This window comes from Bradyrhizobium sp. ORS 375 (genome assembly GCF_000239775.1).
GTDB lineage: Bacteria > Pseudomonadota > Alphaproteobacteria > Rhizobiales > Xanthobacteraceae > Bradyrhizobium.
Genome location: NZ_CAFI01000455.1, coordinates 44544 through 66203, shown reverse-complemented (window position 1 = coordinate 66203; position 21660 = coordinate 44544). Strand labels below are relative to the sequence as shown.

General features: G+C 64.9%; 23 protein-coding genes. 9 read left to right on the top strand and 14 right to left on the bottom strand.

Translation table 11 applies throughout. The features are described 5' to 3' along the window. Nucleotides 1-126 precede the first annotated feature (126 nt). Entirely contained in the window at nucleotides 127-2367 is a 2241-nt protein-coding gene (locus BRAO375_RS31025; RefSeq protein ID WP_009031383.1) for an ATP-binding protein, read from the top strand. A gap of 517 nt (nucleotides 2368-2884) precedes the next feature. Here BRAO375_RS31025 and coaA read toward each other — a convergent pair. From coaA to hisB, 7 genes are all read right to left on the bottom strand, one after another. Next, on the bottom strand, nucleotides 2885-3841 hold the full coding sequence (gene coaA, locus BRAO375_RS31020; protein WP_009031382.1) for a type I pantothenate kinase: 957 nt from the start codon (nucleotides 3839-3841) through the stop codon (nucleotides 2885-2887). A gap of 33 nt (nucleotides 3842-3874) precedes the next feature. Beyond that, nucleotides 3875-4198 (bottom strand): phosphoribosyl-ATP diphosphatase, encoded by a 324-nt coding sequence (locus BRAO375_RS31015; protein ID WP_009031381.1) that lies wholly within the window; start codon nucleotides 4196-4198, stop codon nucleotides 3875-3877. A gap of 80 nt (nucleotides 4199-4278) precedes the next feature. Continuing rightward, nucleotides 4279-5055 (bottom strand): imidazole glycerol phosphate synthase subunit HisF, encoded by a 777-nt coding sequence (gene hisF / locus BRAO375_RS31010; RefSeq protein WP_009031380.1) that lies wholly within the window; start codon nucleotides 5053-5055, stop codon nucleotides 4279-4281. Between the two features lie 12 nt (nucleotides 5056-5067). Next, the gene (hisA, locus tag BRAO375_RS31005; RefSeq protein WP_009031379.1) at nucleotides 5068-5802 is read right to left on the bottom strand and encodes a 1-(5-phosphoribosyl)-5-[(5-phosphoribosylamino)methylideneamino]imidazole-4-carboxamide isomerase; all 735 of its coding nucleotides are present in this window, start codon (nucleotides 5800-5802) and stop codon (nucleotides 5068-5070) included. A gap of 60 nt (nucleotides 5803-5862) precedes the next feature. Next, nucleotides 5863-6513, bottom strand: coding sequence for an imidazole glycerol phosphate synthase subunit HisH (gene hisH / locus BRAO375_RS31000; RefSeq protein WP_009031378.1), 651 nt, complete (start codon nucleotides 6511-6513; stop codon nucleotides 5863-5865). Next, nucleotides 6510-7037 carry a DUF2628 domain-containing protein gene (locus BRAO375_RS30995; RefSeq protein WP_009031377.1) on the bottom strand — a complete coding sequence of 176 codons (528 nt, stop codon included), beginning with the start codon at nucleotides 7035-7037 and terminating at the stop codon, nucleotides 6510-6512. Before BRAO375_RS30995 ends, hisH begins: the two co-directional genes overlap by 4 nt. A gap of 26 nt (nucleotides 7038-7063) precedes the next feature. Continuing rightward, nucleotides 7064-7657, bottom strand: a complete 594-nt coding sequence (gene hisB / locus BRAO375_RS30990; RefSeq protein WP_009031376.1) for an imidazoleglycerol-phosphate dehydratase HisB — start codon at nucleotides 7655-7657, stop codon at nucleotides 7064-7066. Nucleotides 7658-7855: 198 nt separating this feature from the next. On the opposite strand from hisB, the gene hslV reads away from it, so the two are divergent. The 5 genes from hslV (at nucleotide 7856) to BRAO375_RS30965 (ending at nucleotide 12188) form a co-directional block, all read left to right on the top strand. Beyond that, the gene (gene hslV, locus BRAO375_RS30985) at nucleotides 7856-8416 is read left to right on the top strand and encodes an ATP-dependent protease subunit HslV (protein WP_009031375.1); all 561 of its coding nucleotides are present in this window, start codon (nucleotides 7856-7858) and stop codon (nucleotides 8414-8416) included. Between the two features lie 3 nt (nucleotides 8417-8419). After that, nucleotides 8420-9019: a DUF2585 domain-containing protein gene (locus tag BRAO375_RS30980; protein ID WP_009031374.1), complete on the top strand. Its 600-nt coding sequence runs from the start codon at nucleotides 8420-8422 to the stop codon at nucleotides 9017-9019. 13 nt (nucleotides 9020-9032) lie between these two features. Next, the gene (locus BRAO375_RS30975; RefSeq protein WP_009031373.1) at nucleotides 9033-9545 is read left to right on the top strand and encodes a GNAT family N-acetyltransferase; all 513 of its coding nucleotides are present in this window, start codon (nucleotides 9033-9035) and stop codon (nucleotides 9543-9545) included. Between the two features lie 5 nt (nucleotides 9546-9550). Then, the gene (hslU, locus tag BRAO375_RS30970) at nucleotides 9551-10855 is read left to right on the top strand and encodes an ATP-dependent protease ATPase subunit HslU (RefSeq protein ID WP_009031372.1); all 1305 of its coding nucleotides are present in this window, start codon (nucleotides 9551-9553) and stop codon (nucleotides 10853-10855) included. Between the two features lie 211 nt (nucleotides 10856-11066). Beyond that, nucleotides 11067-12188, top strand: a complete 1122-nt coding sequence (locus BRAO375_RS30965; RefSeq protein ID WP_009031371.1) for a hypothetical protein — start codon at nucleotides 11067-11069, stop codon at nucleotides 12186-12188. A 3-nt stretch (nucleotides 12189-12191) separates the two neighbouring features. On the opposite strand, the gene BRAO375_RS30960 is transcribed toward BRAO375_RS30965, so the two are convergent. The 3 genes from BRAO375_RS30960 to BRAO375_RS30950 form a co-directional block, all read right to left on the bottom strand. Continuing rightward, nucleotides 12192-12767 carry a Smr/MutS family protein gene (locus tag BRAO375_RS30960; RefSeq protein WP_009031370.1) on the bottom strand — a complete coding sequence of 192 codons (576 nt, stop codon included), beginning with the start codon at nucleotides 12765-12767 and terminating at the stop codon, nucleotides 12192-12194. 12 nt (nucleotides 12768-12779) lie between these two features. Then, nucleotides 12780-14414 (bottom strand): murein transglycosylase A, encoded by a 1635-nt coding sequence (gene mltA / locus BRAO375_RS30955; protein ID WP_009031369.1) that lies wholly within the window; start codon nucleotides 14412-14414, stop codon nucleotides 12780-12782. A 149-nt stretch (nucleotides 14415-14563) separates the two neighbouring features. Further along, nucleotides 14564-15268, bottom strand: coding sequence for a Tim44/TimA family putative adaptor protein (locus BRAO375_RS30950; protein ID WP_009031367.1), 705 nt, complete (start codon nucleotides 15266-15268; stop codon nucleotides 14564-14566). Between the two features lie 399 nt (nucleotides 15269-15667). Here BRAO375_RS30950 and secB point away from each other — a divergent pair, with 399 nt between their 5' ends. After that, nucleotides 15668-16156, top strand: coding sequence for a protein-export chaperone SecB (gene secB, locus BRAO375_RS30945; RefSeq protein ID WP_009031366.1), 489 nt, complete (start codon nucleotides 15668-15670; stop codon nucleotides 16154-16156). Nucleotides 16157-16211: 55 nt separating this feature from the next. On the opposite strand, the gene dnaQ is transcribed toward secB, so the two are convergent. Genes dnaQ through BRAO375_RS30925 form a run of 4 tightly spaced genes read right to left on the bottom strand, consistent with a single transcriptional unit; the run spans nucleotide 16212 to nucleotide 19035 of the window. Further along, nucleotides 16212-16910, bottom strand: coding sequence for a DNA polymerase III subunit epsilon (dnaQ, locus tag BRAO375_RS30940; RefSeq protein ID WP_009031365.1), 699 nt, complete (start codon nucleotides 16908-16910; stop codon nucleotides 16212-16214). Nucleotides 16911-16943: 33 nt separating this feature from the next. After that, nucleotides 16944-17543 (bottom strand): dephospho-CoA kinase, encoded by a 600-nt coding sequence (gene coaE, locus BRAO375_RS30935; RefSeq protein WP_009031364.1) that lies wholly within the window; start codon nucleotides 17541-17543, stop codon nucleotides 16944-16946. A gap of 34 nt (nucleotides 17544-17577) precedes the next feature. Further along, complete coding sequence (locus BRAO375_RS30930; RefSeq protein ID WP_009031363.1) at nucleotides 17578-18186, bottom strand: Maf family protein; 609 nt, start codon at nucleotides 18184-18186, stop codon at nucleotides 17578-17580. Between the two features lie 9 nt (nucleotides 18187-18195). Further along, nucleotides 18196-19035 carry a pyruvate, water dikinase regulatory protein gene (locus BRAO375_RS30925; protein WP_009031362.1) on the bottom strand — a complete coding sequence of 280 codons (840 nt, stop codon included), beginning with the start codon at nucleotides 19033-19035 and terminating at the stop codon, nucleotides 18196-18198. Between the two features lie 414 nt (nucleotides 19036-19449). Between BRAO375_RS30925 and hemJ the strand changes: the two genes are divergently transcribed. Further along, nucleotides 19450-19872 carry a protoporphyrinogen oxidase HemJ gene (gene hemJ / locus BRAO375_RS30920; RefSeq protein WP_009031360.1) on the top strand — a complete coding sequence of 141 codons (423 nt, stop codon included), beginning with the start codon at nucleotides 19450-19452 and terminating at the stop codon, nucleotides 19870-19872. A gap of 241 nt (nucleotides 19873-20113) precedes the next feature. After that, a complete protein-coding gene (gene rho / locus BRAO375_RS30915; protein WP_008965552.1) occupies nucleotides 20114-21379 on the top strand; it encodes a transcription termination factor Rho in 1266 nt (421 codons plus the stop codon). Nucleotides 21380-21660: the final 281 nt, after the last annotated feature.

Below are 21660 nucleotides of genomic sequence, written 5' to 3'. Positions count from 1 at the left end.
GCCGGACTAACGTCCGGTTCACCATCTCAGCACCGCTGAGACGAGCTTTGAAGTCTCCGCAAGACCCGTCGCGGCATGATGCGCGCCGGCCAGGACATTGGGAATCGCAATCGCCGGGGGTGAACGATGGAACGGGTTCTTCGCATCAGGCTGCGCCTGCGCCGGTTCATGCGCCGTCATCAGCTCGTCTTCACCATCCTGCGCTCGCTGATGATCTTCTCCGCCGGCTTCGGCGGCGCCTATGGCTTCATCAAGGCCAGCATCTCGGAGAATTCCGGTTACAACCCGCACGCCTTCGCGATCGGCGCCAGCTTCCTGTTCGCGCTCGCCTGCGTCGGACTTGCTACGCTCAGCATGCGGCTGCGCTTCATCAAGAAGAAGCTGCACAAGATCGCGCTTCATAACGAGGTGCTGGCCGATCGGAACTGGGAGCTGCAGGAGGCCGAGCAGCGCGCGCGCCATCTGTTCGAGCAGCAGGGCGATCTCATCGTCATGCGCGAGCAGGACGGCAGCATCGTGTTCGTCAACGACGCCTATTGCGAGATGGCCGGCCTCGATCGCGAGAACCTGACCGGCAGCAAATTCGTATTCGAGCTGATCGAGCAGGGCGACAGCGCGCTGGAGCCGAGCGGCACGCGCGTCCACGACCAGCGCATCGAGAGCGCGATCGGTCCGCGCTGGATCGCCTGGCGCGAGGCGCTGGTGCGCTCCGATGCCGGCCACCCTGCCCTGCTGCAATGTGTCGGCCGCGACGTCACCGACCGCACCGAGACCGAGCGGGCGCTGGCGGATGCGCGCGACCAGGCCAATGCGGCCAACCGCGCCAAGTCACGCTTCCTGGCGATGGCGAGCCACGAGATCCGCACGCCGCTGAACGGCATTCTCGGCATGAGCGGGCTGCTGCTCGAAACGCAGCTGACGCCGGAGCAGACGACCTACGCCAAGGCCGTGCGAACCTCGGGCGAAGCCTTGATGTCGCTTATCAACGAGCTGCTCGACTATTCCAAGATCGAGGCGGGCAAGCTGGCGCTGGAGGCGCAGCCGTTCTCGCTTGTTGCCCTGATCGAGGAGATCACCGAGCTGCTGGCACCGCGCGCGCAAGCCAAGCAGCTGGAGATCGCGGCCTATATGGACGAGCGGCTGCCGACCTTCGTGACCGGCGACGCGGCGCGGCTGCGCCAAGTGCTGCTCAATCTCGCCGGCAACGCCATCAAGTTCACCGCCAAGGGCGGCGTCGCACTGATCGCGGAGCCCGGCATCTGGCCGAACGAGATCAGCTTCCAGGTCCGCGACACCGGCATCGGCATCGCCGCCGACGCGCAGGAGCGGATCTTCCGCGAGTTCGAGCAGGCCGACGACAGCGTCGCGCGCAGTTTTGGCGGCACCGGACTGGGGCTCGCGATCTCCGACCGGATCGTGAAGCGGATGGGCGGCCGGATCAACCTGGAGAGCGCGCTCGGCGCCGGCTCGACGTTCGAGGTCTCCGTGCCGCTACCGGCCGCGCTGGAACGCGGCGAGCAGAACAGTTTTCGCGGTCCTGATCTCACCGGGCAATCGATCATGCTGATCGCGGCGCCCGGCCTGCAGGCCGAGCTGATCGAGCGCCGCCTGCAGAACTGGGGCGCGCAGACCTGTCTCGTCGCCGAGACGGAAGTCGCGGAAGCGCTGCTGCCCGAGCGGACCTGGCATGCCGTGCTGATCGACGACGCCATCGGCAGCGGTCTGGCGCGGCGCCTGGGCGAGGCCGCGCGGCGGCATACAACGCGGCTGATCGTGCTGGTCACCCCCGTCAGTCGTCACGAGCTGATGCCGGCAGCGCCGTTCAATGGCTACCTCGTCAAGCCGCTGCGGGCCGCCTCGCTCGCGGCGCGCGTCGGCTTCGACGTCGATGGCGCGGCCTCGACCGAGATCGACGAGCCGGTTCCCATGGTCGCTCCGCCGATCGCGGCCCGCGCAGGCGCAGGCCTGTCGATCCTGGTCGCCGAGGACAACGACATCAACGCGCTGTTGATGCGCTCGCTGCTGACCAAGCTCGGGCATCATGCCGACATCGCCGTGCATGGTGAAGCCGCACTCGATTCCTGGCTGGCCGCGCGTTCCGCCGGCACGCCTTACGACCTGATCCTGATGGATGTGCAGATGCCCCGCCTCGACGGCATCGCCGCCGCCAAGCGCATCCGCGCACTGGAAGCCAGCGAGCCCGGCCGCCGCACGCCGATCCTGGCGCTGACCGCGAACACCCTGGTCGAGGACCGCTACGCCTGCTTCGAAGCCGGCATGGACGGCTTCCTGGTCAAGCCGATCGACCGCGACAAGTTGGACGAGGCGCTGGCCAATCTCGCGGCGGCACGACAGGTGGCCGCGTAGTGATGAGTTTGTAGTACGGAAGGTGTTTGCGCTCCCTCTCCCCGTTCTTCACGGGGAGAGGGTCGGGGTGAGGGGCAGCCACACGGGTGGTGCTGTTTCTCAGCCGCTAAGAGGCGCATACCCGTCCGATAGACTTTGATCCGAGCTACGTATGTGCCATGCCCCTCACCCGGATTGCTGCGCAATCCGACCTCTCCCCGCAAAGAGCGGGGAGAGGTTGCACCGCGCAAGCGGTCATAGCCGGGACAAACCACTAAGCAGGACAAGCCACAGCCCACGGTAGACTCTCTCCCCACGTCATTCCGGGGCATTCGCGCGCAAAATGGCGCAGCCATTTTGAGGCAGCGCGAATGAGCCCGGGATCCATAGCCGTTGGCCGCTATTTAAGGGAGAATAGCCACGAGCATCTTGGTCCACATGACCGGTCGTGGTTATGGATTCCGGGCTCGCGCTTCGCGCGCCCCGGAATGACGGAGAGCTTAGTTACCGACCAGTCTGTGCAAGCGCGACCACGAACTCACAACCGCCGCAGCGCCACCGTTTCGATCTCGTGGTCGGCGCCCTTCTTCAGGATCAGGGTCGCGCGCGGCCGGGTCGGCAGGATGTTGTCCTCGAGGTTGGCGAGGTTGGTGCGCTCCCAGATCGCGATCGCGGTGGCGATGGCCTCTTCGTCCGACAGCAGCGCGTAGCGGTTGAAGTAGGAGCGGGGATCGTGGAAGGCGGTGTCGCGCAGCGACAGGAAGCGCTTCACGTACCATTTGCGCAGCACTTCTTCCTCGGCGTCGATATAGACGGAGAAGTCGAAGAAGTCGGAGACGACCGGCACCGCCTTGCCGTCGCGCGGCAACGGGCCGGTCTGCAGCACGTTGACGCCCTCGACGATCAGGATGTCCGGCTGGTCGATCTCGGTCCACTGGTTGGGAACGATGTCGTAGCTGAGATGCGAGTACACCGGCGCGCGCACCGGGTGGCGACCGGCCTTGATGTCGGAGAGGAAGGCGAGCAGCCGGGCCTTGTCGTAGCTCTCCGGAAAGCCCTTCTTCTGCATCAGGCCCTGCCGTTCGAGCACGGCGTTCGGAAACAGAAAGCCATCGGTGGTGATGAGATCGACCTTCGGCCGCGGCGACCAGCGCGTCAGCAGCGCCTGCAGCACGCGCGCGGTGGTCGATTTGCCGACCGACACCGAGCCGGCGACGCCGATGATGTAGGGCATCTTGCGGTCGCGGATGCCAAGGAACTGGCGTTGCGCGTAGTACAGCCGCTGCGCCGCGTCGACATACATCGACAGCAATCGCGACAGCGGCAGGTAGATGTCCTCGACCTCCTGCAGGTCGAGGCGGTCGTGCATCGAGCGGAGCTTGGAGAACTCGCCGGGCTCGAGCGTCATCGGCGTGTCGTTGCGCAGCTCGGCCCATTGCTGGCGGGTGAAGACGCGGTACGGATTATATTGTTGTTCGGTGGTGCGCATATCCATGACGCTGCCCTTCGTTTCCCCCGCCGTCGCGCCCTACTCCGTCTTGCGCGACGCCTTTTCTTCCAGACCCGATTGGCCGGTCCGCTTGCCGAGCGCCGCCTCGACCTCCTCGAGCCGGACGTCGCGCGACTTCAACACCACCAACAAATGAAACAGCAGATCGGCACTTTCGGAGATCAGGTGCTCGCGGTCGGCGCCGACCGCGGCGATGACCGTCTCGACCGCCTCCTCGCCCATCTTCTTGGCGCACTGCCCCGGACCCTTGTCGAGCAGCTTGCGCGTATAGGACGCCTCGCCGCCCGCCGCGGCGCGCGCGTCGATGATGGCAGCCAGGTCGTGAAGCGTGAAGCGGGACATCAGCCAGATCTCAGGACGCCGCCCGCCCGCGGAAGGCGGCCGGACCAGCGTTCATCTAACATTTTTGCGGCGCAATGTCGTCAGGGATCGAGCCGCATCGGCAGGCCTTGGCGCACCATGTGTTCCTTGGCCTGACGGATGGTAAATTCCCCGAAATGGAAGATCGAGGCGGCGAGCACCGCCGTCGCCCGGCCCTGCCGGATGCCGTCGACCAGGTGATCGAGATTGCCGACGCCGCCCGACGCGATCACCGGCACCGGAACGCTGTCGGCGACCGCGCGGGTCAACGGCAAGTCGAACCCCTGCCTTGTGCCGTCGCGATCCATCGAGGTCAGCAGGATCTCGCCGGCACCGAGCGCAACGACCTCTTGCGCATATTCGAGCGCGTCGATGCCGGTCGACTTGCGGCCGCCATGGGTGAAGATCTCCCAGCGCGAGCCGCCGCCCGGCCGCGACACCGACTTGGCATCGATCGCCACCACGATGCACTGCTCGCCGAACTTCTCGGCCGCCTCTTTCACGAACTCGCGGCGCGCCACCGCCGCCGAATTGATCGAGACCTTGTCGGCGCCGGAGCGCAGCAGGGTCTTGATATCCTCGATGGTGCGCACGCCGCCGCCGACGGTGACTGGCATGAAGCAGGCTTCGGCCGTGCGCCGGACGACGTCGAGCATGATGCCGCGGTTCTCATGAGTCGCGGTGATATCGAGGAAGCAGAGCTCGTCGGCGCCGGCGGCGTCATAGGCGATCGCGGCTTCAACGGGATCGCCGGCGTCGCGCAGATTGACGAAGTTGACGCCCTTGACGACCCGTCCGTCCTTGACGTCGAGGCAGGGAATGACGCGGACCTTGAACATCGTGTTCTCCCCCTACCCGCTGATCGCGCGGATCAGCGCCAAGGCTTCGGCAGGATCGAGCCGCCCGTCATACAGCGCGCGGCCAGCGATGGCGCCCTCGAGCTTTTTCGCCCGCGGGGTCAGCATCGCTTTGACATCGTCGATCGAGGCGAGGCCGCCAGAGGCGATGACGGGAATCGAGATGGCGTCGCCGAGCGCGATCGTGGCGTCGAGATTGAGGCCCTTCAGCAGGCCGTCGCGTGCGATGTCGGTGAAAATGATCGCGGCGACGCCGGCGTCCTCGAACCGCTTGGCGATGTCGAGCGCGGTGACTTGGGAGGTCTCGGCCCAGCCTTCGACGGCGACCTTGCCGTCGCGGGCATCGAGGCCGACTGCGACGCGTCCCGGAAAGGACTTGGCCGCCGTCTTCACCAGCTCGGGATCCCGCACAGCGGCCGTGCCGATGATGACGCGGGCGATGCCCTTGCTGAGCCAGGCTTCGACCGTCTTGAGATCGCGGATGCCGCCGCCGAGCTGCACCGGCATCTTCACCACTTTCAGCATCGACTCGACGGCGTGCGCGTTCATCGGCTTGCCGGCGAAGGCGCCGTCGAGGTCGACGACGTGGAGATATTCGAAGCCCTGGTCGGCGAAGCTCTTGGCTTGCGCGGCGGGATCAACGTTGAACACCGTGGCGCGGGCCATGTCGCCCTGCTCCAGGCGCACGCATTGGCCGTTCTTCAGATCGATGGCGGGAAACAGGATCATGTCAGTTGGCTTTCAAGAGCGCGCCCTGCCCGCCTCTTCAGGCGAACGGGACCGGAGCGCTCACGGCTTCCATTTCAGGAAGTTGGAAATCAGGGCGAGACCGAACCGCTGGCTCTTCTCGGGATGGAATTGCGTGCCGATCGCGGTGTCCTTGCCGACGATCGCGGTGATCGGCCCGCCGTAATCGGCGCGCGCCAGCACCTCGTTCTCGTTGACGGCATTCAAATGGTAGGAATGCACGAAGTACGCATGCAAGCCGTTCGGCCCGAGCGGCAGCTTCTCCAGCACCGGATGCTCCTGCAGCACATCGAGCGTATTCCAGCCCATATGCGGGATCTTCAGGCTCTCGTCCCGGGGCGTGATCTTCTCGACATCGCCGGAGACCCAGTCGAAGCCATCGGTCGTGACGTGCTCCTTGCCGCGCGTGGCCATCAGCTGCATGCCGACGCAGATGCCGAAGAACGGACGCGCCTTGTGGCGCACGGCCTCGGTCATCGCCTCCAGCATGCCGTCGACAGCATCGAGGCCACGGCGGCAATCGGCGAAGGCGCCGACGCCGGGCAGCACGATGCGGTCGGCGCGATACACCGTATCGGGATCGCGGGTCACGACGACCTTCTGCGGATCCTCCATGCTGCGCGCGGCGCGTTCGAACGCTTTCGCGGCGGAATGCAGATTGCCGGAGCCGTAATCGATGATTGCGACGCTCATCGTCCACCTCCGGGCTCAGGGAACAAGCCAATGATGCTGGCATGGGGCAAAGGCGGCGGCGGGCGCTGTCCGTTGCCATTGTCGCGCGTCGGCGGCGCGGCGCCGCGATCGACGGTGTTGTTGTCGTAGCCGAGATCGCTGCGCCGGGCGGCCCAGCGCTCGAAGAAGCGGCGCTCGGCGGCATCGAGATCGTCGGCGACGACGACGTCGAGCTGGCGCCAATTACCGCGCGAATAGCTCCAGCGCTTCAGGCTGGAGGCTTCCAGCCCGAGCAGGATCGCGATCAGGAGATCGATGGTGGCGATCGCGCCGCCGGCGACTCCGACTTTAGCCAGCACCAAATCGATCACGATCACCAGCGCGATGTAGCCGATGACCGCGAGCCACAGCCGGTGCCAGGCCAGCCAGACGGCGCCGAGCACGGCGGCCCAGAAATGGAAGCCGTCGCGGATGAAGACGAAGCGATCCGTCGAACGCAGATCGGCTCCGGCGGCGAGGGGCGCGTGAACCGTATAGACGGGCATCTTGCAATTCCCTTGGAGGAGGGAGGTCAGCCGCCGAGCTGACCCTTGGTGGAGGGCACTTCGCCCTTGTTGCGCGGATCGATCGCGAGCGCAGTCCGCAACGCCCGCGCCAGACCCTTGAAGCAGGATTCGGCGATATGATGGGCGTTCTCGCCGTACAGCGTCTCGACATGCAGGGTGATGCCGGCGTTCATGGCAAACGCATTGAACCACTCGCGCACCAGCTCGGTGTCGAACTCGCCGATCTTGTCGCGCGTGAAGGTGGTGCGGAACACCAGCATCGGCCGGCCCGACACGTCGATCACGACGCGGGTCAAGGTCTCGTCCATCGGCATGTGGATCGAGGCGTAGCGGGTGATCCCGGCCATGTCGCCGAGCGCCTGGCGCACGGCCTGGCCGAGCGCGATGCCGACGTCCTCGGTGGTGTGGTGAAAATCGATATGGAGGTCGCCGACCGCCTTGACGGTCATGTCGATGCGGGAATGGCGGGCGAGCAGGTCCAGCATGTGATCGAAGAAGCCGATACCGGTCGCGATATCCACGACGCCGGTGCCGTCGAGGTTCACGGACACCTCGATGTCGGTTTCTTTGGTCTTGCGCTTGATGGTCGCGCTACGCATGGGGTCAGCTTTCCCTTGAAAACGCGGCCCTTTTATCAGGCGGATGACACCTTAGCTACTGCGGGATGACGCCCCGGAGCCCTGATCTCGGGCCATGGTGAGCGGATTTCAAGGTCCCGACCGGGCAGGGCAGGGACGCGGTAATTGTATCCCAAGCCCCGAGCGCCTAAATCAGGCCGTCAACCCCAGGGACTTTCCATGCACGCAGCTTCCCATGAGCCCACCGTCTGGCACGGCACCACGATCCTGACCGTCCGCAAGGGGGGCAGGGTGGTCGTGGGCGGCGACGGCCAGGTCTCGATCGGCCAGACCGTGATCAAGTCCAATGCCCGCAAGGTGCGCAAGCTCGGCAAGGGCGACGTCATCGGCGGCTTCGCCGGCGCCACGGCTGATGCCTTTACCTTGTTCGAGCGGCTGGAGAGCAAGCTAGAGCAGTATCCGGGGCAGCTGACCCGGGCCGCCGTCGAGCTCGCCAAGGACTGGCGCACCGACCGCTATCTGCGGCGGCTGGAAGCCATGATGATCGTGGCCGACAAGGAGGTCTCGCTGGTGCTGACCGGAACCGGTGACGTGCTGGAGCCGGAGGCCGGCGTCATGGCGATCGGCTCGGGGGGTAATTACGCGCTGGCGGCGGCGCGGGCGCTGATCGACACCGACAAGGACGCCGAGAGCATCGTGCGCAAATCGCTCGATATCGCCGCCGACATCTGCGTCTACACCAACCGCAATATCACCATCGAAGCGCTGTCGGCCGAGTAGACGATGGCCGCGGGCGAGATCAGCATCGCGTCCCGCCGGTCGCCCGGGCTGTGGCTCGGGCTCGTCGTCGCGCTGCTGGCTCTCCAGGCCGCGATCCTGTTCGCGATGGGGCGGCTGCCGATCTGCGCGTGCGGGACCGTCAAGCTGTGGCATGGCGTGGTGCAGAGCTCGGAGAACTCCCAGCATTTCACCGACTGGTACACGTTCTCGCATATCATCCACGGCTTCCTGTTCTATACGCTCACCGTGCTTTTGGTGCCGCGGCTGCCGTGGCAGGGCCGGCTGATGATCGCGATGCTGATCGAGGGCGCCTGGGAGCTGGTCGAGAACTCCAGCTTCATCATCGAGCGCTACCGCGCCGCCACGATCTCGCTGGACTATTTCGGCGACAGCATCGTGAACTCCGTCGGCGATACGCTAGCGATGATGACCGGCTTTCTGCTGGCGCGGGTGCTGCCGGTCTGGCTGACCGTGTTGATCGCGATCGTGTTCGAGATCGGCGTGGGTCTGCACATCCGCGACAACCTGACGCTCAACATCCTGATGCTGATCCATCCGACCGAGGCGATCCGGCAGTGGCAGGCCGGACCGCCGCTGCTGTGAGGGCAGGGCGGTCATGAATGTCGGCTTCCGTCCGATGACCGAAGGTGACCTGTCCGCGATCCGCGGCTGGCTGCAGCAGCCGCATGTCCGGGAATGGTGGGGTGATCCGGACGAACAGTATGCGTTGCTCGATGGCGACCGTCATGAGCCGGCCATGGACCAGTACATCATGCTGATGGATGACGACCCGGCCGGCTACCTGCAGTGCTACACCCTCACTGCATGGAACGACGGCTTCGGGCCGCAGGCGGAAGGCACCCGCGGCATCGACCTGTTCATCGCTGGCCACGAGCGCATCGGCCGGGGCCACGGCGCCCTCGCCATCCGGACCTTTTGTGGCCTGATGTTTCAGCGCGGCGTCCCGCGCATGGTCACCGACCCCTCGCCGGCCAATGCACGGGCGATTCGCGCCTATGAAAAGGCGGGATTCCGGCGCGAGCGCCTGGTCGAAACGCCAGATGGTCCGGCGCTGCTGATGTCCTGCCAACCCGCCGACTTGCCTCGCCGCCCATCCGAGCCTAGCTAAAGCCCATGACCGACTTTTCCCCTCGCGAAATCGTCTCCGAACTCGACCGCTTCATCGTCGGCCAGGCCGACGCCAAGCGCGCCGTCTCCATTGCGCTCCGCAACCGCTGGCGGCGGCTGCAGCTCGATACCGGGCTGCGCGAGGAGGTGCTGCCGAAGAACATCCTGATGATCGGCCCGACCGGCGTCGGCAAGACCGAGATCGCGCGGCGGCTGGCCAAGCTCGCGGGCGCGCCGTTCCTGAAAGTGGAGGCGACCAAGTTCACGGAGGTCGGCTATGTCGGCCGCGACGTCGAGCAGATCATCCGCGACCTCGTCGAGGTCGCGATTCATCAGGTGCGGGAGCGCAAGCGCAAGGATGTCGCCGCCCGCGCGCAGCTCGCCGCCGAAGAGCGCGTGCTCGATGCTCTGGTCGGCGCCAATTCGAGCGCCGCGACCCGCGATTCGTTCCGTCGCAAGCTGCGCGCCGGCGAGCTCAACGACAAGGAAATCGAGATCGAGACGCAGTCGTCCGGCGGCGGCATGCCGATGTTCGAGATTCCGGGCATGCCGGGCGCGCAGATGGGCGCGATCTCGATCGGCGACATCTTTGGCAAGCTCGGCGGCCGCACCAAGACGCGGCGGGTCACGGTCGAGGCTTCGCACGACATCCTGATCGCGGAGGAATCCGACAAGCTGCTCGACAGCGACCAGCTCGTGCAGGAAGCCATCACCGTCGTCGAGAACAACGGCATCGTGTTCCTCGACGAGATCGACAAGATCTGCGTCCGCGAGAACCGCCATGGCGGCGACGTGTCGCGCGAAGGCGTGCAGCGCGATCTGCTGCCGCTGATCGAGGGCACCACGGTCTCGACCAAGCATGGCGCTGTGAAGACCGACCACATCCTGTTCATCGCATCCGGCGCGTTCCACATTGCCAAGCCGTCGGACCTGTTGCCGGAGCTGCAGGGCCGCCTGCCGATCCGCGTCGAGCTGCAGGCGCTGACGCGCGACGACATGCGGCGCATCCTGACCGAGCCCGAGGCGTCGCTGATCAAGCAGTATGTCGCGCTGATGAAGACCGAAGGCGTGACGCTCGACATCACCGATGACGCGATCGATGCGCTGGCCGACGTCGCGGTGGCGGTGAACTCGACGGTCGAGAACATCGGCGCACGCCGGCTGCAGACGGTGATGGAGCGCGTGCTCGACGACATTTCCTTCACTGCCTCCGACCGCACCGGCGAGACCATGCGCGTCGACGCCGCCTATGTGCAGCAGCACATCGGCGACCTCGCCAAGAATGCCGATCTCAGCCGGTTTATTCTGTAGCTGTCGGACCTATTGCACTCACCACGAATTCCGCTGTCGTCCCGGCGAACGCCGGGACCCATAACCACCGAAGCTAATTGTCACGCACGATGGCGGCTCCAGTCTTGCCTCATCACGAACAGCGGTGGCTATGGGTCCCGGCTCAAGGCCGGGACGACACTGGTGGGTTTGGCAACGACCTTCACGACATCACCATTCGATCGGCCGCCGCATGACCGGCGTGTACAGCAGACATTGGCGCGCGATGCTGGTCGTCAACGCCGCTGTCATGCTCGGCGTGTTCGTGCACAAGCTTACGCTGCCGCCCTACATTCCCTACATCCATCTGCTGGTCGACTATCACCATGGCTTCATCAAGCGCGCGCTGATCGGAGCGATCGTCGGGCTGTTCACGGCCAAGGTGCCGGTGTGGCTGGTGTTCGCGCTGGCCGGCAGCGTCTGGCTGATCACCTTCGCTTTGTTCATCCAGCTGTTCCGACGCACGTTCGGTTTGGACCGCGCGCACCTGCCGCTGTTCGTGTTCACCGCGGGCTCGCCGTTCGTGTTCAAGAACTTCCTGTTCACGCTCGGCCATTTCGACATCTATGGCTGCCTCGGTGCGATCGTCCTGCTGCTGTTGCCGGCGAGCTCGCTTGCTTACGTGCTGCTCGCGGCGCTGATCTCGGCGGCGCTGGTGCTGATCCACCACATCCATCTGCTGATGTATGTCCCGACGATCGCCGCGATCGTCGTCCTGCGCTATTACCTGACCCGTCCGCTCACGCGCCTGGATCTCGCGGTCGGCGCCAGCGCGCTGCTCGGGCTGGGCGCGCTGTTCCTCGCCGCGCAATTCGTCGGCACCATGCCGCTGCCCGAGGCCGACTTCGTGTCCTACCTGCGTTCACGCATGGCCGATCCGTCGCGCACCGAGCTCTTGCAGTTCGCCTATGTCTGGTACCAGCCGCTGACGAAGGAAGTGCAGGACACTTGGGCGCGGCTGCCGTCGAACCTGCTCGGCGTGCCCGTCTATGCGCTGCTGCTCTGGCTGCATTGGCCACTGTGGCGGACCTTGCGGAACCTCGTCACTGCACTTGAGCGCCAGCGCGACCTGCAGATCGTCATCGCCGCGCTGCTCGTGATCAGCCTCGCCTATCTCGTGATGTTCGCGATGGTGTTCGACTATTCGCGCTGGATCTCGAGCTGGGTGGTCTGCATGGTGCTGATGCTGCATGCGGTGAAGACGCTGCCCGCCGCCAAGGCCGCGGCTCTCATCGATGGCGACGATCGCAAGACCACGGTTCTCGGCTGGATCGTCACGGCCATCCCGCGCGTCGGCATCATCCGGCCGTTCTGATCGTCAGCCGCGCGGCCGCCTGATCCGGACATAGAGCGCGCCGGCGCCGCCATGGCCGACATGGGCTTCCTCGAACCCCACGATCAACGAGCGGAATTCCGGCAGGCTGAGCCAATGCGGTACCTGGCGCCGGAGCACGCCGCGCTCGGGATCCGCGCCGATCGTACCTTTGCCGGTGATGATGAGCACGAAGGTGAGACCGTCGTGCTGCGCTCGATACAGGAAGTGATGTAGCGCCTGGTGGGCGCGGCTCTGGGTCATGCCGTGCAGATCGAGCCGCGCATCGATCTCGCTGCGGCCGCGCGACAGTTTCGAGCGCTCCTTCCGACCCAGCGACACGAGCGGCGGGATCGCCGGGCGGATCGGCTTGGGAATGACGACGGGAGCAACCGGACGCGGCGTCGTCAGCGGCTTATCGGGTTGCGGCTCGGCTGTCGCCATCGGCGGATGCGGCCGCACCGGACGCGGCGTCTTGCGCAGCGGCTTGACCTGGCGCGCCACCGTCTCCCACAGCGCGCGCTCGTCCTCGGAGAGGCCGCGCTTGCGTCGGCCACGCGGAGGATCAGGATCTTCAGACATGGAGACGACGGTTCATCGATGATTGCGGTGACGCCTGCCATAACGCAATCGGCGGGAATTGCGATCACTTTCAAGCCGCGGCCGCGCCTCCGGCAGCGGCACCGGCGCGACGACGTTCTGTGCCACCGTGGTCGTTGCGCTGGCGGCCGGGGCAGGGGCCTTTGCATCCTTGGCGGACGAGGAGCCGCCGCTGGCCTGATCCTGGTTCTTGGCTTGATCCTTCGGCTGATCCTTGACCGCCTCCTTGGCCGGCGCCTTCTGCGCGTCGTTCGCCGCTTCCTTCGGGAGGACCTGCGGAAACAGCTTGGCGATCTTCTCCGACGGACGCGCATCGGGCAGCGGCATCTTGCGGCCGCGCGCGATCGGATCGAGGCTCCGCGGCACCAGTATCACGAACTGGATGCTGTGCTTCAGCCGGCCCGAGACCTTGCCGGCTTCGTGTCCGGCGCCGAAATAGAGATCGGCGCGGGCAGGGCCGACAATTGCTGATCCCGTGTCCTGCGCAATCATCAGCCGGTGAAACGGATTCTTGGTCTTTTCCGACTCGATCGGCAGCTCGCCGGTGATGAAGAACGGCGTGCCGTAGACGTGCAGCGACTTGTCGACCGCGATCGAGCGGCCCGGCGTCAGCGGAATGCCCTGCGCCCCGACAGCCTCGTCCTTCTCCGACAGCTGCACCTCGCGGAAGAAGATGTAGGAGCGGTTCATCCGGCGCAGCTCGTTGGCGCCTTCCGGATTCTGCTCCATCCAGTCGCGGATGCGCTGCATCGACATCTGCTCGCGCGGAATGATGCCGCGCTCGATCAGGATGCGACCGACCGGCGTGTAGGGATGGCCGTTGTAGGCATCGTAGTTGATGCGCACCGTCGAGCCGTCATCGAGACTGATCCGCGCGGAGCCCTGGATCTGCGCGAACAACAGATCCGTCTGATTCCTCAACCACGCGATCTCGAGGCCACGGCCCTCGATGGCGCCGTCCTCGATCTCCGCGCGGTCGTAGTAGGGCACGAGCTTGCGCCGTCCGATCTTGCGATAGACAGGACCCTTGTTGGGCAGGCTCGTCGCGTCCTGCTTGAAACCGCGCACGAACAGGTTGGACGGACGGCGATAGACCGGAACGTTGTAGACCTCGTTCTGGGTGCGCGAGCCCTCGATCACAGGCTCGTAGTAGCCGGTGACGAAGCCGTCGGCATCGCCGAGCTTGGAGATCTTCAGCGGCTCGAAATTTCGCTCGAAGAACGCGCGCGCCGCGGCGCTGTCGGCAGGCTCGGCCGCCCGTGCCTCACGGCACGGGTCGCGCAACGAGTCGCCGAGCGCCTTGTCCTCAGGGGTGCCATCGGGCTTGGCCGCGATCGGCTTGCAGCTGGCGCGGAAGGTTCGGTACGCCGCGAGCTGGTCATCGTCGGCCCAGCCGGGCACCTCGCTCCAGGACAACGGCCGATATTGGCTGTTGCTGATTTCCAGCGGCCAGTCGAGCTGCGGGTAGGGCAGGTGGCGCATCGGCGGAGCGGCCGGGTGACGCCGGGCTCGCACCGCCTCAGCCGCGTACGGCGCAAGCACGACAGCCGCGACGCTCAGGGCGAGCGCTGGCGTCCCATATCGGAGGCTCCGGGCAGTAAGAACCCGCTTCCAAATCTCGCGAACCATGCCTGCACCATCAAAGTACCACTCAACGCGAATTCGGAAAAACAGGGTTAAAAAATCGATACCGCCGATGGAATCTCTTTCTCCTGGCGTCGGGGTTCATCGATCGCAAACACGACCGTCCGACCCCGACGACCGCCGTCGCTTCTGGATCAATGGCTGCCGGTGCCGACCAGCTTCCAGTTCGGATCACGCGAGCCGGTGTCGCGGGCGAAGGTCCAGATGTCGGTGATGTCGGCGACCTTGTCCGGATTGCCGTCGACGATGTTGCCCATCTTGTCGCGGGTCACCGAGATCATCTGCGACACGAACCGCACCGTCAGCTGCGCCGTGCGGTCACGCGCCTCGGCATTGACCAGCTCGGCGGTGTCGATGGAGACGAAGCGGGTCTCGGTCTTCTGCTCCTGCTTCTCGCGATCCTTGATGACGGCGTCGAAGCTGTCATAGACCTCGGATGACAGCAGGTCGCGCAACGCGCGCCGGTCGCCATTGGCGAAGGCCAGCACGATCATCTCATAGGCGCTGCGCGCGCCGGTCAGGAAATGCCGCGGGTCGAACGAAGCGTCATTGGCAGCGATCGCATCGAGGCCGCGGGCGAGCGGCGTCCCCGCCTCGGCAACCCCCCGCCAGCGATCACTCGGAGCGCCGAAATCGGCGCCACCCGTGGTCGGGCCGGTCGGATCGATCGGAGCGCCGGGAACCGGCATCACGTGGTTGTCGGGCGCACCCTGCACGGCATTCCGGGCCGTGCGATCGAACGGGGTTCGCTCGCTCCCGGTCCGTTGGCCAAGCACCGACCGCAAGCGCAGGAAGATGAAGACCGCCAGCCCCAGGAAGATGATGGTGTAAATATCCACGTCGTGTTCGCTTTCTGACTGACTCGTCGGGCCGGACGCGTGGTCTGGCCATCGGCTGCCCGTTTAACAAGAACCGGGTAAAGACCGATGAATCGGTCCCGTCTCCGGCAGATGTAGTCATCGAATTGGCCGGGCCAATGGCACACAATGGCACATCGATCCTAACCCGTTTCACGGCCAAGGGGAAATCGGATCACCCTGGTTCGGGACCGGATCAACGCACCGGCCGGCCCAAAGCGTCCCGGGACCATAACGTGCGACAAATGGCGGCAGACCGGGGCACAACAACCATATTTGCCCGTGACCGAGGCTGCCGCCCGCTCGTCCTTGTGGAACGAGCCGGCCCTATGGTAGCCACGCGCCGCAACGAACCGCCCTTTGTGCCAGGAGAACACTTCGATGACCAACGGTAACGGCGCCACTCCCGAGGCGGCCCCTCCTCCTCAACTGAACGTGCTGGCGCAATACATCAAGGACCTCTCGTTCGAGAACCCGAACGCGCCGCAGTCGCTGGCGCCCCAGGGCCAGCCGCCGCAGATCAACATCCAGATCAACGTCGGCGCCAACGCGCTGGCCGAAACCGAATACGAAGTGACGCTGACGATCGAGGGCAAGGCCGAGAGCGGCACCCAGGTGATGTTCAGCTTCGAGCTGGTCTATGGCGGCGTGTTCCGGCTGGTCAACGTTCCCCAGGAGCACCTGTCGCCGATGCTGCTGATCGAGTGCCCGCGGCTGCTGTTCCCGTTCGCCCGCGAAATCGTTGCCAACTCGGTCCGCGACGGCGGCTTCCCGCCCCTGATGCTCGACCCGGTCGACTTCGTCAGCCTGTACCGCCAGAACATGGAACGTCAGGCCGCCGCCCAGGGCGCGCAGGGTCGCCCGAGCTGATCCGTTAGACCATACTTCGACGTGATCGACGGAGGTGATCCGAGCCTGGCTCGGGTCACGCTCCCGGAAGAAATTCCATCCAGATGGGCTTGTCGCCCAGGGTGGCAATGAAGGCGCGATGCGCCTCCCGCTCGGCCTCGGTGACCCGGGGAACCAGCGGAACGTCCCGCTGACGCCGCGGCGTGTCGCCGGCGTTGCCGATGCGGATCTCCTGCGCATCCTGCGTCAGGATCAGCTGCGACTGCCGCGCCCCGACCAGATCGACATACACTTCGGCCAGCAGCTCCGCGTCGAGCAGAGCGCCATGCTTGGTGCGGCGGGAATTGTCGATCGCATAGCGGGAGCACAGATCGTCGAGCCGGTTAGAGACGCCCGGATGCTTGCGCCGCGCCAGCAGCAAGGTGTCGACCAGCCGCTCTCTCGGGATCGCCGCACGCTTCACGCGATCGAGCTCGGCATTGATGAAGCCGATGTCGAACGACGCGTTGTGGATCACCAGCGGCGCGTCGCCGATGAAGGTGAGGAAATCCTCGACCACTTCGTGGAACAGCGGCTTGTCCGCCAAAAACTCGCTCGACAGTCCGTGGACGGCAAACGCCTCCGCCGGCATGTCACGCTCGGGATTGATGTAGCGGTGAAACACCTGCCCCGTCGGCATGCGGTTGATGATCTCGACACAGCCGATCTCGACCAGGCGATCGCCGCGCAGGGCATCGAGGCCGGTGGTTTCGGTATCGAGAACGATCTCACGCATGGCTTGGTCCGTCGCTGCAACGGCGCCTTCGAATCAGCCGCGCCGCCGCGGCATCTTAACGACCTCGGCCAGGATGTCGCGGATGCGCTCGCGGACCGGGTCGAGTCCGTTGGACGTATCCACGACGAAATCGGCGCGGGCGCGCTTCTCCGCATCCGGCATCTGCCGCGCCAGGAGAGCATCGAGCGCCTCCTCGGTCATGGTGCCGCGCGCCAGGATCCGCTGACGCTGGATCTCCGGCGAGGTCGACACCACGACGACGGCATCGACGCGCTTGTCGCCGCCGGTCTCGAACAGCAGCGGCACGTCGACGACCGCGACCGGTACGCCCGACTGCTCCGCCTGGTCGAGGAACGCCTGGTGATAGGAGCGCAGCATCGGGTGCACGATCGCTTCCAGCCGGCGAATGGCGTCGGGATTGCCGACCACCTTCGCCGACAGCTTCGGTCGATCGACCTTCCCATTCACGGTCGTGCCAGGAAAGGCGGCCTCGATCACGGGCGCAGCCTCGCCTTCATAGACCTTATGTACGGTGGCGTCGGCGTCGTAGACCGGAACGCCGGCCTCCGCGAACAGCTTCGCCGTCGTCGACTTGCCCATGCCCATCGAGCCGGTCAGACCCAGCACTCTCATCCGCGTTCGCTCCCAGTGATCAGCCTCGGCTGCGTCAGAATTTGAGCAGCTTCGCCTCGCGGAGAAAACCCAGCAACGGCAGCAGCGGCAGGCCGAGGATAGTGAAGTGATCGCCGTCGATGCGGTCGAACAGATGCACGCCGAGCCCTTCGAGCTGATAGGCCCCGACGCTCGACAGCACGGCCTGGCCGGCCGTGTCGAGATAGCAGGCGACATCACTCTCGGTGAGCGTCCGCATGGTCATCCAGGCCACGGCGACATGGGAGAACAGCACCTCGCCATTGCGGACGACCGATATGGCCGAATGCAGCGCATGGGTCCGACCGGCCAACGCGAGCAGCTGGTGCATGGCCTGCTGCCGTCCCGCCGGCTTGTTGAACATGCGCTCGCCGAGCGCCAGCGTCTGGTCGGCGCCGACGACGTATGAGCCGGGCTTCAACGCCGAGACGGCCTTCGCCTTGGCAGTCGCCAAGTGCAGCGCGATCTCATAGGGCGCGATCAATCCCGTCTCCGCCTGAATCGCGCGCTCGTCGATCTCGGCCGGCACCGCCTCGCACGGGAGGCCCGCATTCTCGAGCAGCATGCGGCGCGCTCGACTCTGCGAAGCCAGCACCAGCGGCTCGTCACCACACCATAAGGTCATCGCAGTCACTCATTCCGGCAGACGCTGCCGCTGCCGGTCGGAATAGAGTTTCAGGATCGCCGCCGCCGTCTCTTCGATCGAGCGCCGCGTCACGTCGAGCATCACCCAGTTGAACCGGGCGCTGAGCTTGCGCGCATAGGCGACCTCATCGGTCACCGACTGCTTGTCGACATAATTCTCGTTGCCGCTTTCCGCACCCATGCTGAGCAGACGATTTTGCCGCACCTGGATCAGCCGCTCGGGCGTCGCATGCAGGCTGACCACCAGCGGCTTCTTCAACGTCTCCAGCTGATGCGGAATCGGGATGCCCGGGACCAGCGGCACATTGGCCGTCCGCACGCCGCGGTTGGCGAGATAGATCGAGGTCGGCGTTTTCGACGTCCGGGAGACGCCGACCAGCACGACATCGGCATCCTCCAGCCCGTCGACCATCTGGCCGTCATCGTGGAGCATCGTGTAGTTCAGCGCATCGATGCGCGCGAAATATTCGGCGTTGAGCACGTGCTGCGCGCCGACCCGCCCCGCGGTCGAGGCGCCGAGATAAGCCTCGAACAACTGCATCACCGGACCGATGATCGACAGGCTCGGGATGTTGATCTGCTGGCACTTGGCCTCGAGCCTGGAGACCAGATCCTTCTCGAGCAAGGTGAACAGCACGATGCCCGGCGCCTCCTCGATCTCGTCGAGCACGCGATCGAGCTGCTTCTGGCTGCGGACCAGCGGATAGACATGCTCGACGGGGGTCACATTGGCGTATTGCGCGGCGACCGCTCGCGCAACCGTGATCAGGGTTTCGCCGGTCGAATCGGAAACCAGATGCAGGTGAAAGTAATTGCCGGTGGTGGGCATCAAATCCTTAACGATCTGTGAATCCCTGTGAAGGATGGGGCCAAAAAGCGGTCGTGGTCCGCCCCCTTTGGATAACCCCGATTATTCTTCACATGGTCGCTGTCCGGGACAACTCGAGCCGCTTGCCTGATGATATCGGGACGAGGTTGGTTTGTCTTGGGATAAGCTGTCGATCGAATTCGGCAAGCATTTGAATCACATCGGACTCGCGCCAGAGCCCTCAGGCGATGCCGGCCTGTTGAAGGATGTGAACAAACGGCTGGCAATCTGCGGACGGCATTGCATGAGTCCAATCCACCGCTACCTAGACTCAAACCCTAAGATTCTAAAATTATTTGGTTTGGAAGCGATCGAGCCAGCGGATATGTCTCGCCTCCCAATGGTCACCAGCCGGTTAAGGGATCGCGACATCCGATGTACGAGTGGATCAAGGCGCTGCACGTCATTGCCGTCATCGCGTGGATGGCCGGCATGCTCTATCTGCCCCGCCTGTTCGTCTATCATTGCGAGGCGGAGATCGGCTCGAAGCAGTCCGAGACCTTCAAGATCATGGAGCGTCGCCTGCTGAAGGCGATCATCAATCCGGCGATCACGGTCACCTGGCTGGCGGGTCTCTATCTGGTATGGGCCGGGCACTGGTATACCAGCGGCTGGTTTCACGCGAAGTTCCTGCTGGTTCTGATCATGTCGGGCGTCCATGGCCTGTTTACCCGCTGGGTGCGGGAATTCGGCGCCGATCAAAATACCCGCAGCCAAAAATTCTATCGGATTATCAATGAAGTACCGACTGTGCTGATGATCGGCGTGGTGATTCTCGTAATCGTCAAGCCGTTCTGATCTGTTCCCCGAGAATACCGCTCCGCCCGAGATGCCTTGCGAACGGCGGCGCAATTTTCTATATTGAGAGCATCCCACCCCACGCAGGCGGATGTGGTTGCGTTCCGGTTTGACCGGCCGCCGCATCAGGTCTGGTGCCTCATTGGCGCCAACCTTGCTCAGACCTGCGGACCTCATTTTCGTCCGCCTTCCCACAGCCACCTCGCATCCCTCCCAAGTCGCTTCCACAGGACCACCCCCAATGCGGGAAATCAAACTACAGGACCTCAAGTCAAAGACGCCGGCCGAGCTCGTCTCCTTCGCGGAGGAAAACGGGGTCGAGAACGCCAGCACGATGCGCAAGCAGGAGCTGATGTTCGCCATCCTCAAGCAGCTCGCCATCCAGGAAACCGACATCATCGGCGAAGGCGTCGTCGAGGTTCTCTCCGACGGCTTCGGCTTCCTCCGCTCACCGGACGCCAACTACTTGCCGGGTCCGGATGACATTTACGTCTCACCCTCGCAGATCCGCCGCTTCGGCTTGCGCACCGGCGACACGATCGAGGGTCACATCCGCAGCCCGAAGGAAGGCGAGCGCTACTTCGCGCTGCTCAAGGTCAACACGCTGAACTTCGAGGATCCCGAGAAGTCCAAGCACAAGGTCAATTTCGACAATCTGACGCCGCTGTTTCCCGACGAGCGCTTCCGGCTCGAGCTCGAGGATCCGACCCGCAAGGATCTGTCGCCGCGCGTCATCGACATCGTCGCGCCGATCGGCAAGGGCCAGCGCGCGCTGATCGTCGCGCCGCCGCGCACCGGCAAGACGGTGCTGATGCAGAACATCGCGCATTCGATCACGGCCAATCACCCCGAGTGCTACCTGATCGTGCTGCTGATCGACGAGCGTCCGGAGGAAGTCACCGACATGCAGCGCTCGGTGAAGGGCGAGGTCGTGTCCTCGACCTTCGACGAGCCGGCGGCCCGTCACGTCCAGGTCGCGGAGATGGTGATCGAGAAGGCCAAGCGCCTGGTCGAGCACGGCCGCGACGTCGTCATTCTACTGGACTCGATCACCCGTCTCGGACGCGCCTACAACACCGTCGTGCCGTCCTCCGGCAAGGTGCTGACCGGCGGTGTCGACGCCAACGCGCTGCAGCGCCCGAAACGCTTCTTCGGTGCCGCCCGCAACATCGAGGAAGGCGGCTCGCTGACCATCATCGCGACCGCGCTGGTCGACACCGGCAGCCGCATGGACGAGGTCATCTTCGAAGAGTTCAAGGGCACCGGCAACTCCGAGCTCATTCTCGATCGCAAGGTCGCCGACAAGCGGACCTTCCCGGCGATCGACATCGCCCGCTCCGGCACCCGCAAGGAGGAGCTCATCACCGAGCCGCAGAACCTCAAGAAGATGTACGTCCTCCGCCGCATCCTCAATCCGATGGGCACCATGGACGCGATCGACTTCCTGCTCGACAAGCTCCGCAGCACCAAGAGCAATGCCGAGTTCTTCGAGTCGATGAACACCTGATCGGGACGATCTCGCAATTTGGAAAGGGCGCTCTTTGGAGCGCCCTTTTTGTTTGTGACTGCCTCGCGCAAATATTTGCGCCGCCGTGCCGAATTCGAGATCAACGCGAAAGTCACCGGCCTCCGAAAGGCGGGGCTGTTGCGTATGGGGATGCAGGGCTGTCGCGGCGAGCAATCCTGCAAATGAGTTACGCCGTCATGCCCGGGCTTGTCCCGGGCATCCACGTGGTTCTCGATATGCCGAACGACGTGGATGGCCGGGACAAGCCCGGCCATGACGGT

Bases quoted from the DNA above. Each gene is read 5' to 3' on its own strand.
- dnaQ (WP_009031365.1), bottom strand. From the start codon at position 16,910: ATGCGTGAGATCGTTCTCGATACCGAAACCACCGGCCTCGATGCCCTG.
- hisA (WP_009031379.1), bottom strand. From the start codon at position 5,802: ATGATCCTGTTTCCCGCCATCGATCTGAAGAACGGCCAATGCGTGCGC.
- BRAO375_RS31025 (WP_009031383.1), top strand. From the start codon at position 127: ATGGAACGGGTTCTTCGCATCAGGCTGCGCCTGCGCCGGTTCATGCGC.
- BRAO375_RS30975 (WP_009031373.1), top strand. From the start codon at position 9,033: ATGAATGTCGGCTTCCGTCCGATGACCGAAGGTGACCTGTCCGCGATC.
- rho (WP_008965552.1), top strand. From the start codon at position 20,114: ATGCGGGAAATCAAACTACAGGACCTCAAGTCAAAGACGCCGGCCGAG.
- coaE (WP_009031364.1), bottom strand. From the start codon at position 17,543: ATGAGAGTGCTGGGTCTGACCGGCTCGATGGGCATGGGCAAGTCGACG.
- BRAO375_RS30960 (WP_009031370.1), bottom strand. From the start codon at position 12,767: ATGTCTGAAGATCCTGATCCTCCGCGTGGCCGACGCAAGCGCGGCCTC.
- hisB (WP_009031376.1), bottom strand. From the start codon at position 7,657: ATGCGTAGCGCGACCATCAAGCGCAAGACCAAAGAAACCGACATCGAG.
- hisH (WP_009031378.1), bottom strand. From the start codon at position 6,513: ATGAGCGTCGCAATCATCGATTACGGCTCCGGCAATCTGCATTCCGCC.
- hslV (WP_009031375.1), top strand. From the start codon at position 7,856: ATGCACGCAGCTTCCCATGAGCCCACCGTCTGGCACGGCACCACGATC.
- BRAO375_RS30980 (WP_009031374.1), top strand. From the start codon at position 8,420: ATGGCCGCGGGCGAGATCAGCATCGCGTCCCGCCGGTCGCCCGGGCTG.
- coaA (WP_009031382.1), bottom strand. From the start codon at position 3,841: ATGGATATGCGCACCACCGAACAACAATATAATCCGTACCGCGTCTTC.
- BRAO375_RS31015 (WP_009031381.1), bottom strand. From the start codon at position 4,198: ATGTCCCGCTTCACGCTTCACGACCTGGCTGCCATCATCGACGCGCGC.
- secB (WP_009031366.1), top strand. From the start codon at position 15,668: ATGACCAACGGTAACGGCGCCACTCCCGAGGCGGCCCCTCCTCCTCAA.
- hemJ (WP_009031360.1), top strand. From the start codon at position 19,450: ATGTACGAGTGGATCAAGGCGCTGCACGTCATTGCCGTCATCGCGTGG.
- hisF (WP_009031380.1), bottom strand. From the start codon at position 5,055: ATGTTCAAGGTCCGCGTCATTCCCTGCCTCGACGTCAAGGACGGACGG.
- BRAO375_RS30965 (WP_009031371.1), top strand. From the start codon at position 11,067: ATGACCGGCGTGTACAGCAGACATTGGCGCGCGATGCTGGTCGTCAAC.
- hslU (WP_009031372.1), top strand. From the start codon at position 9,551: ATGACCGACTTTTCCCCTCGCGAAATCGTCTCCGAACTCGACCGCTTC.
- BRAO375_RS30925 (WP_009031362.1), bottom strand. From the start codon at position 19,035: ATGCCCACCACCGGCAATTACTTTCACCTGCATCTGGTTTCCGATTCG.
- mltA (WP_009031369.1), bottom strand. From the start codon at position 14,414: ATGGTTCGCGAGATTTGGAAGCGGGTTCTTACTGCCCGGAGCCTCCGA.
- BRAO375_RS30930 (WP_009031363.1), bottom strand. From the start codon at position 18,186: ATGACCTTATGGTGTGGTGACGAGCCGCTGGTGCTGGCTTCGCAGAGT.
- BRAO375_RS30995 (WP_009031377.1), bottom strand. From the start codon at position 7,037: ATGCCCGTCTATACGGTTCACGCGCCCCTCGCCGCCGGAGCCGATCTG.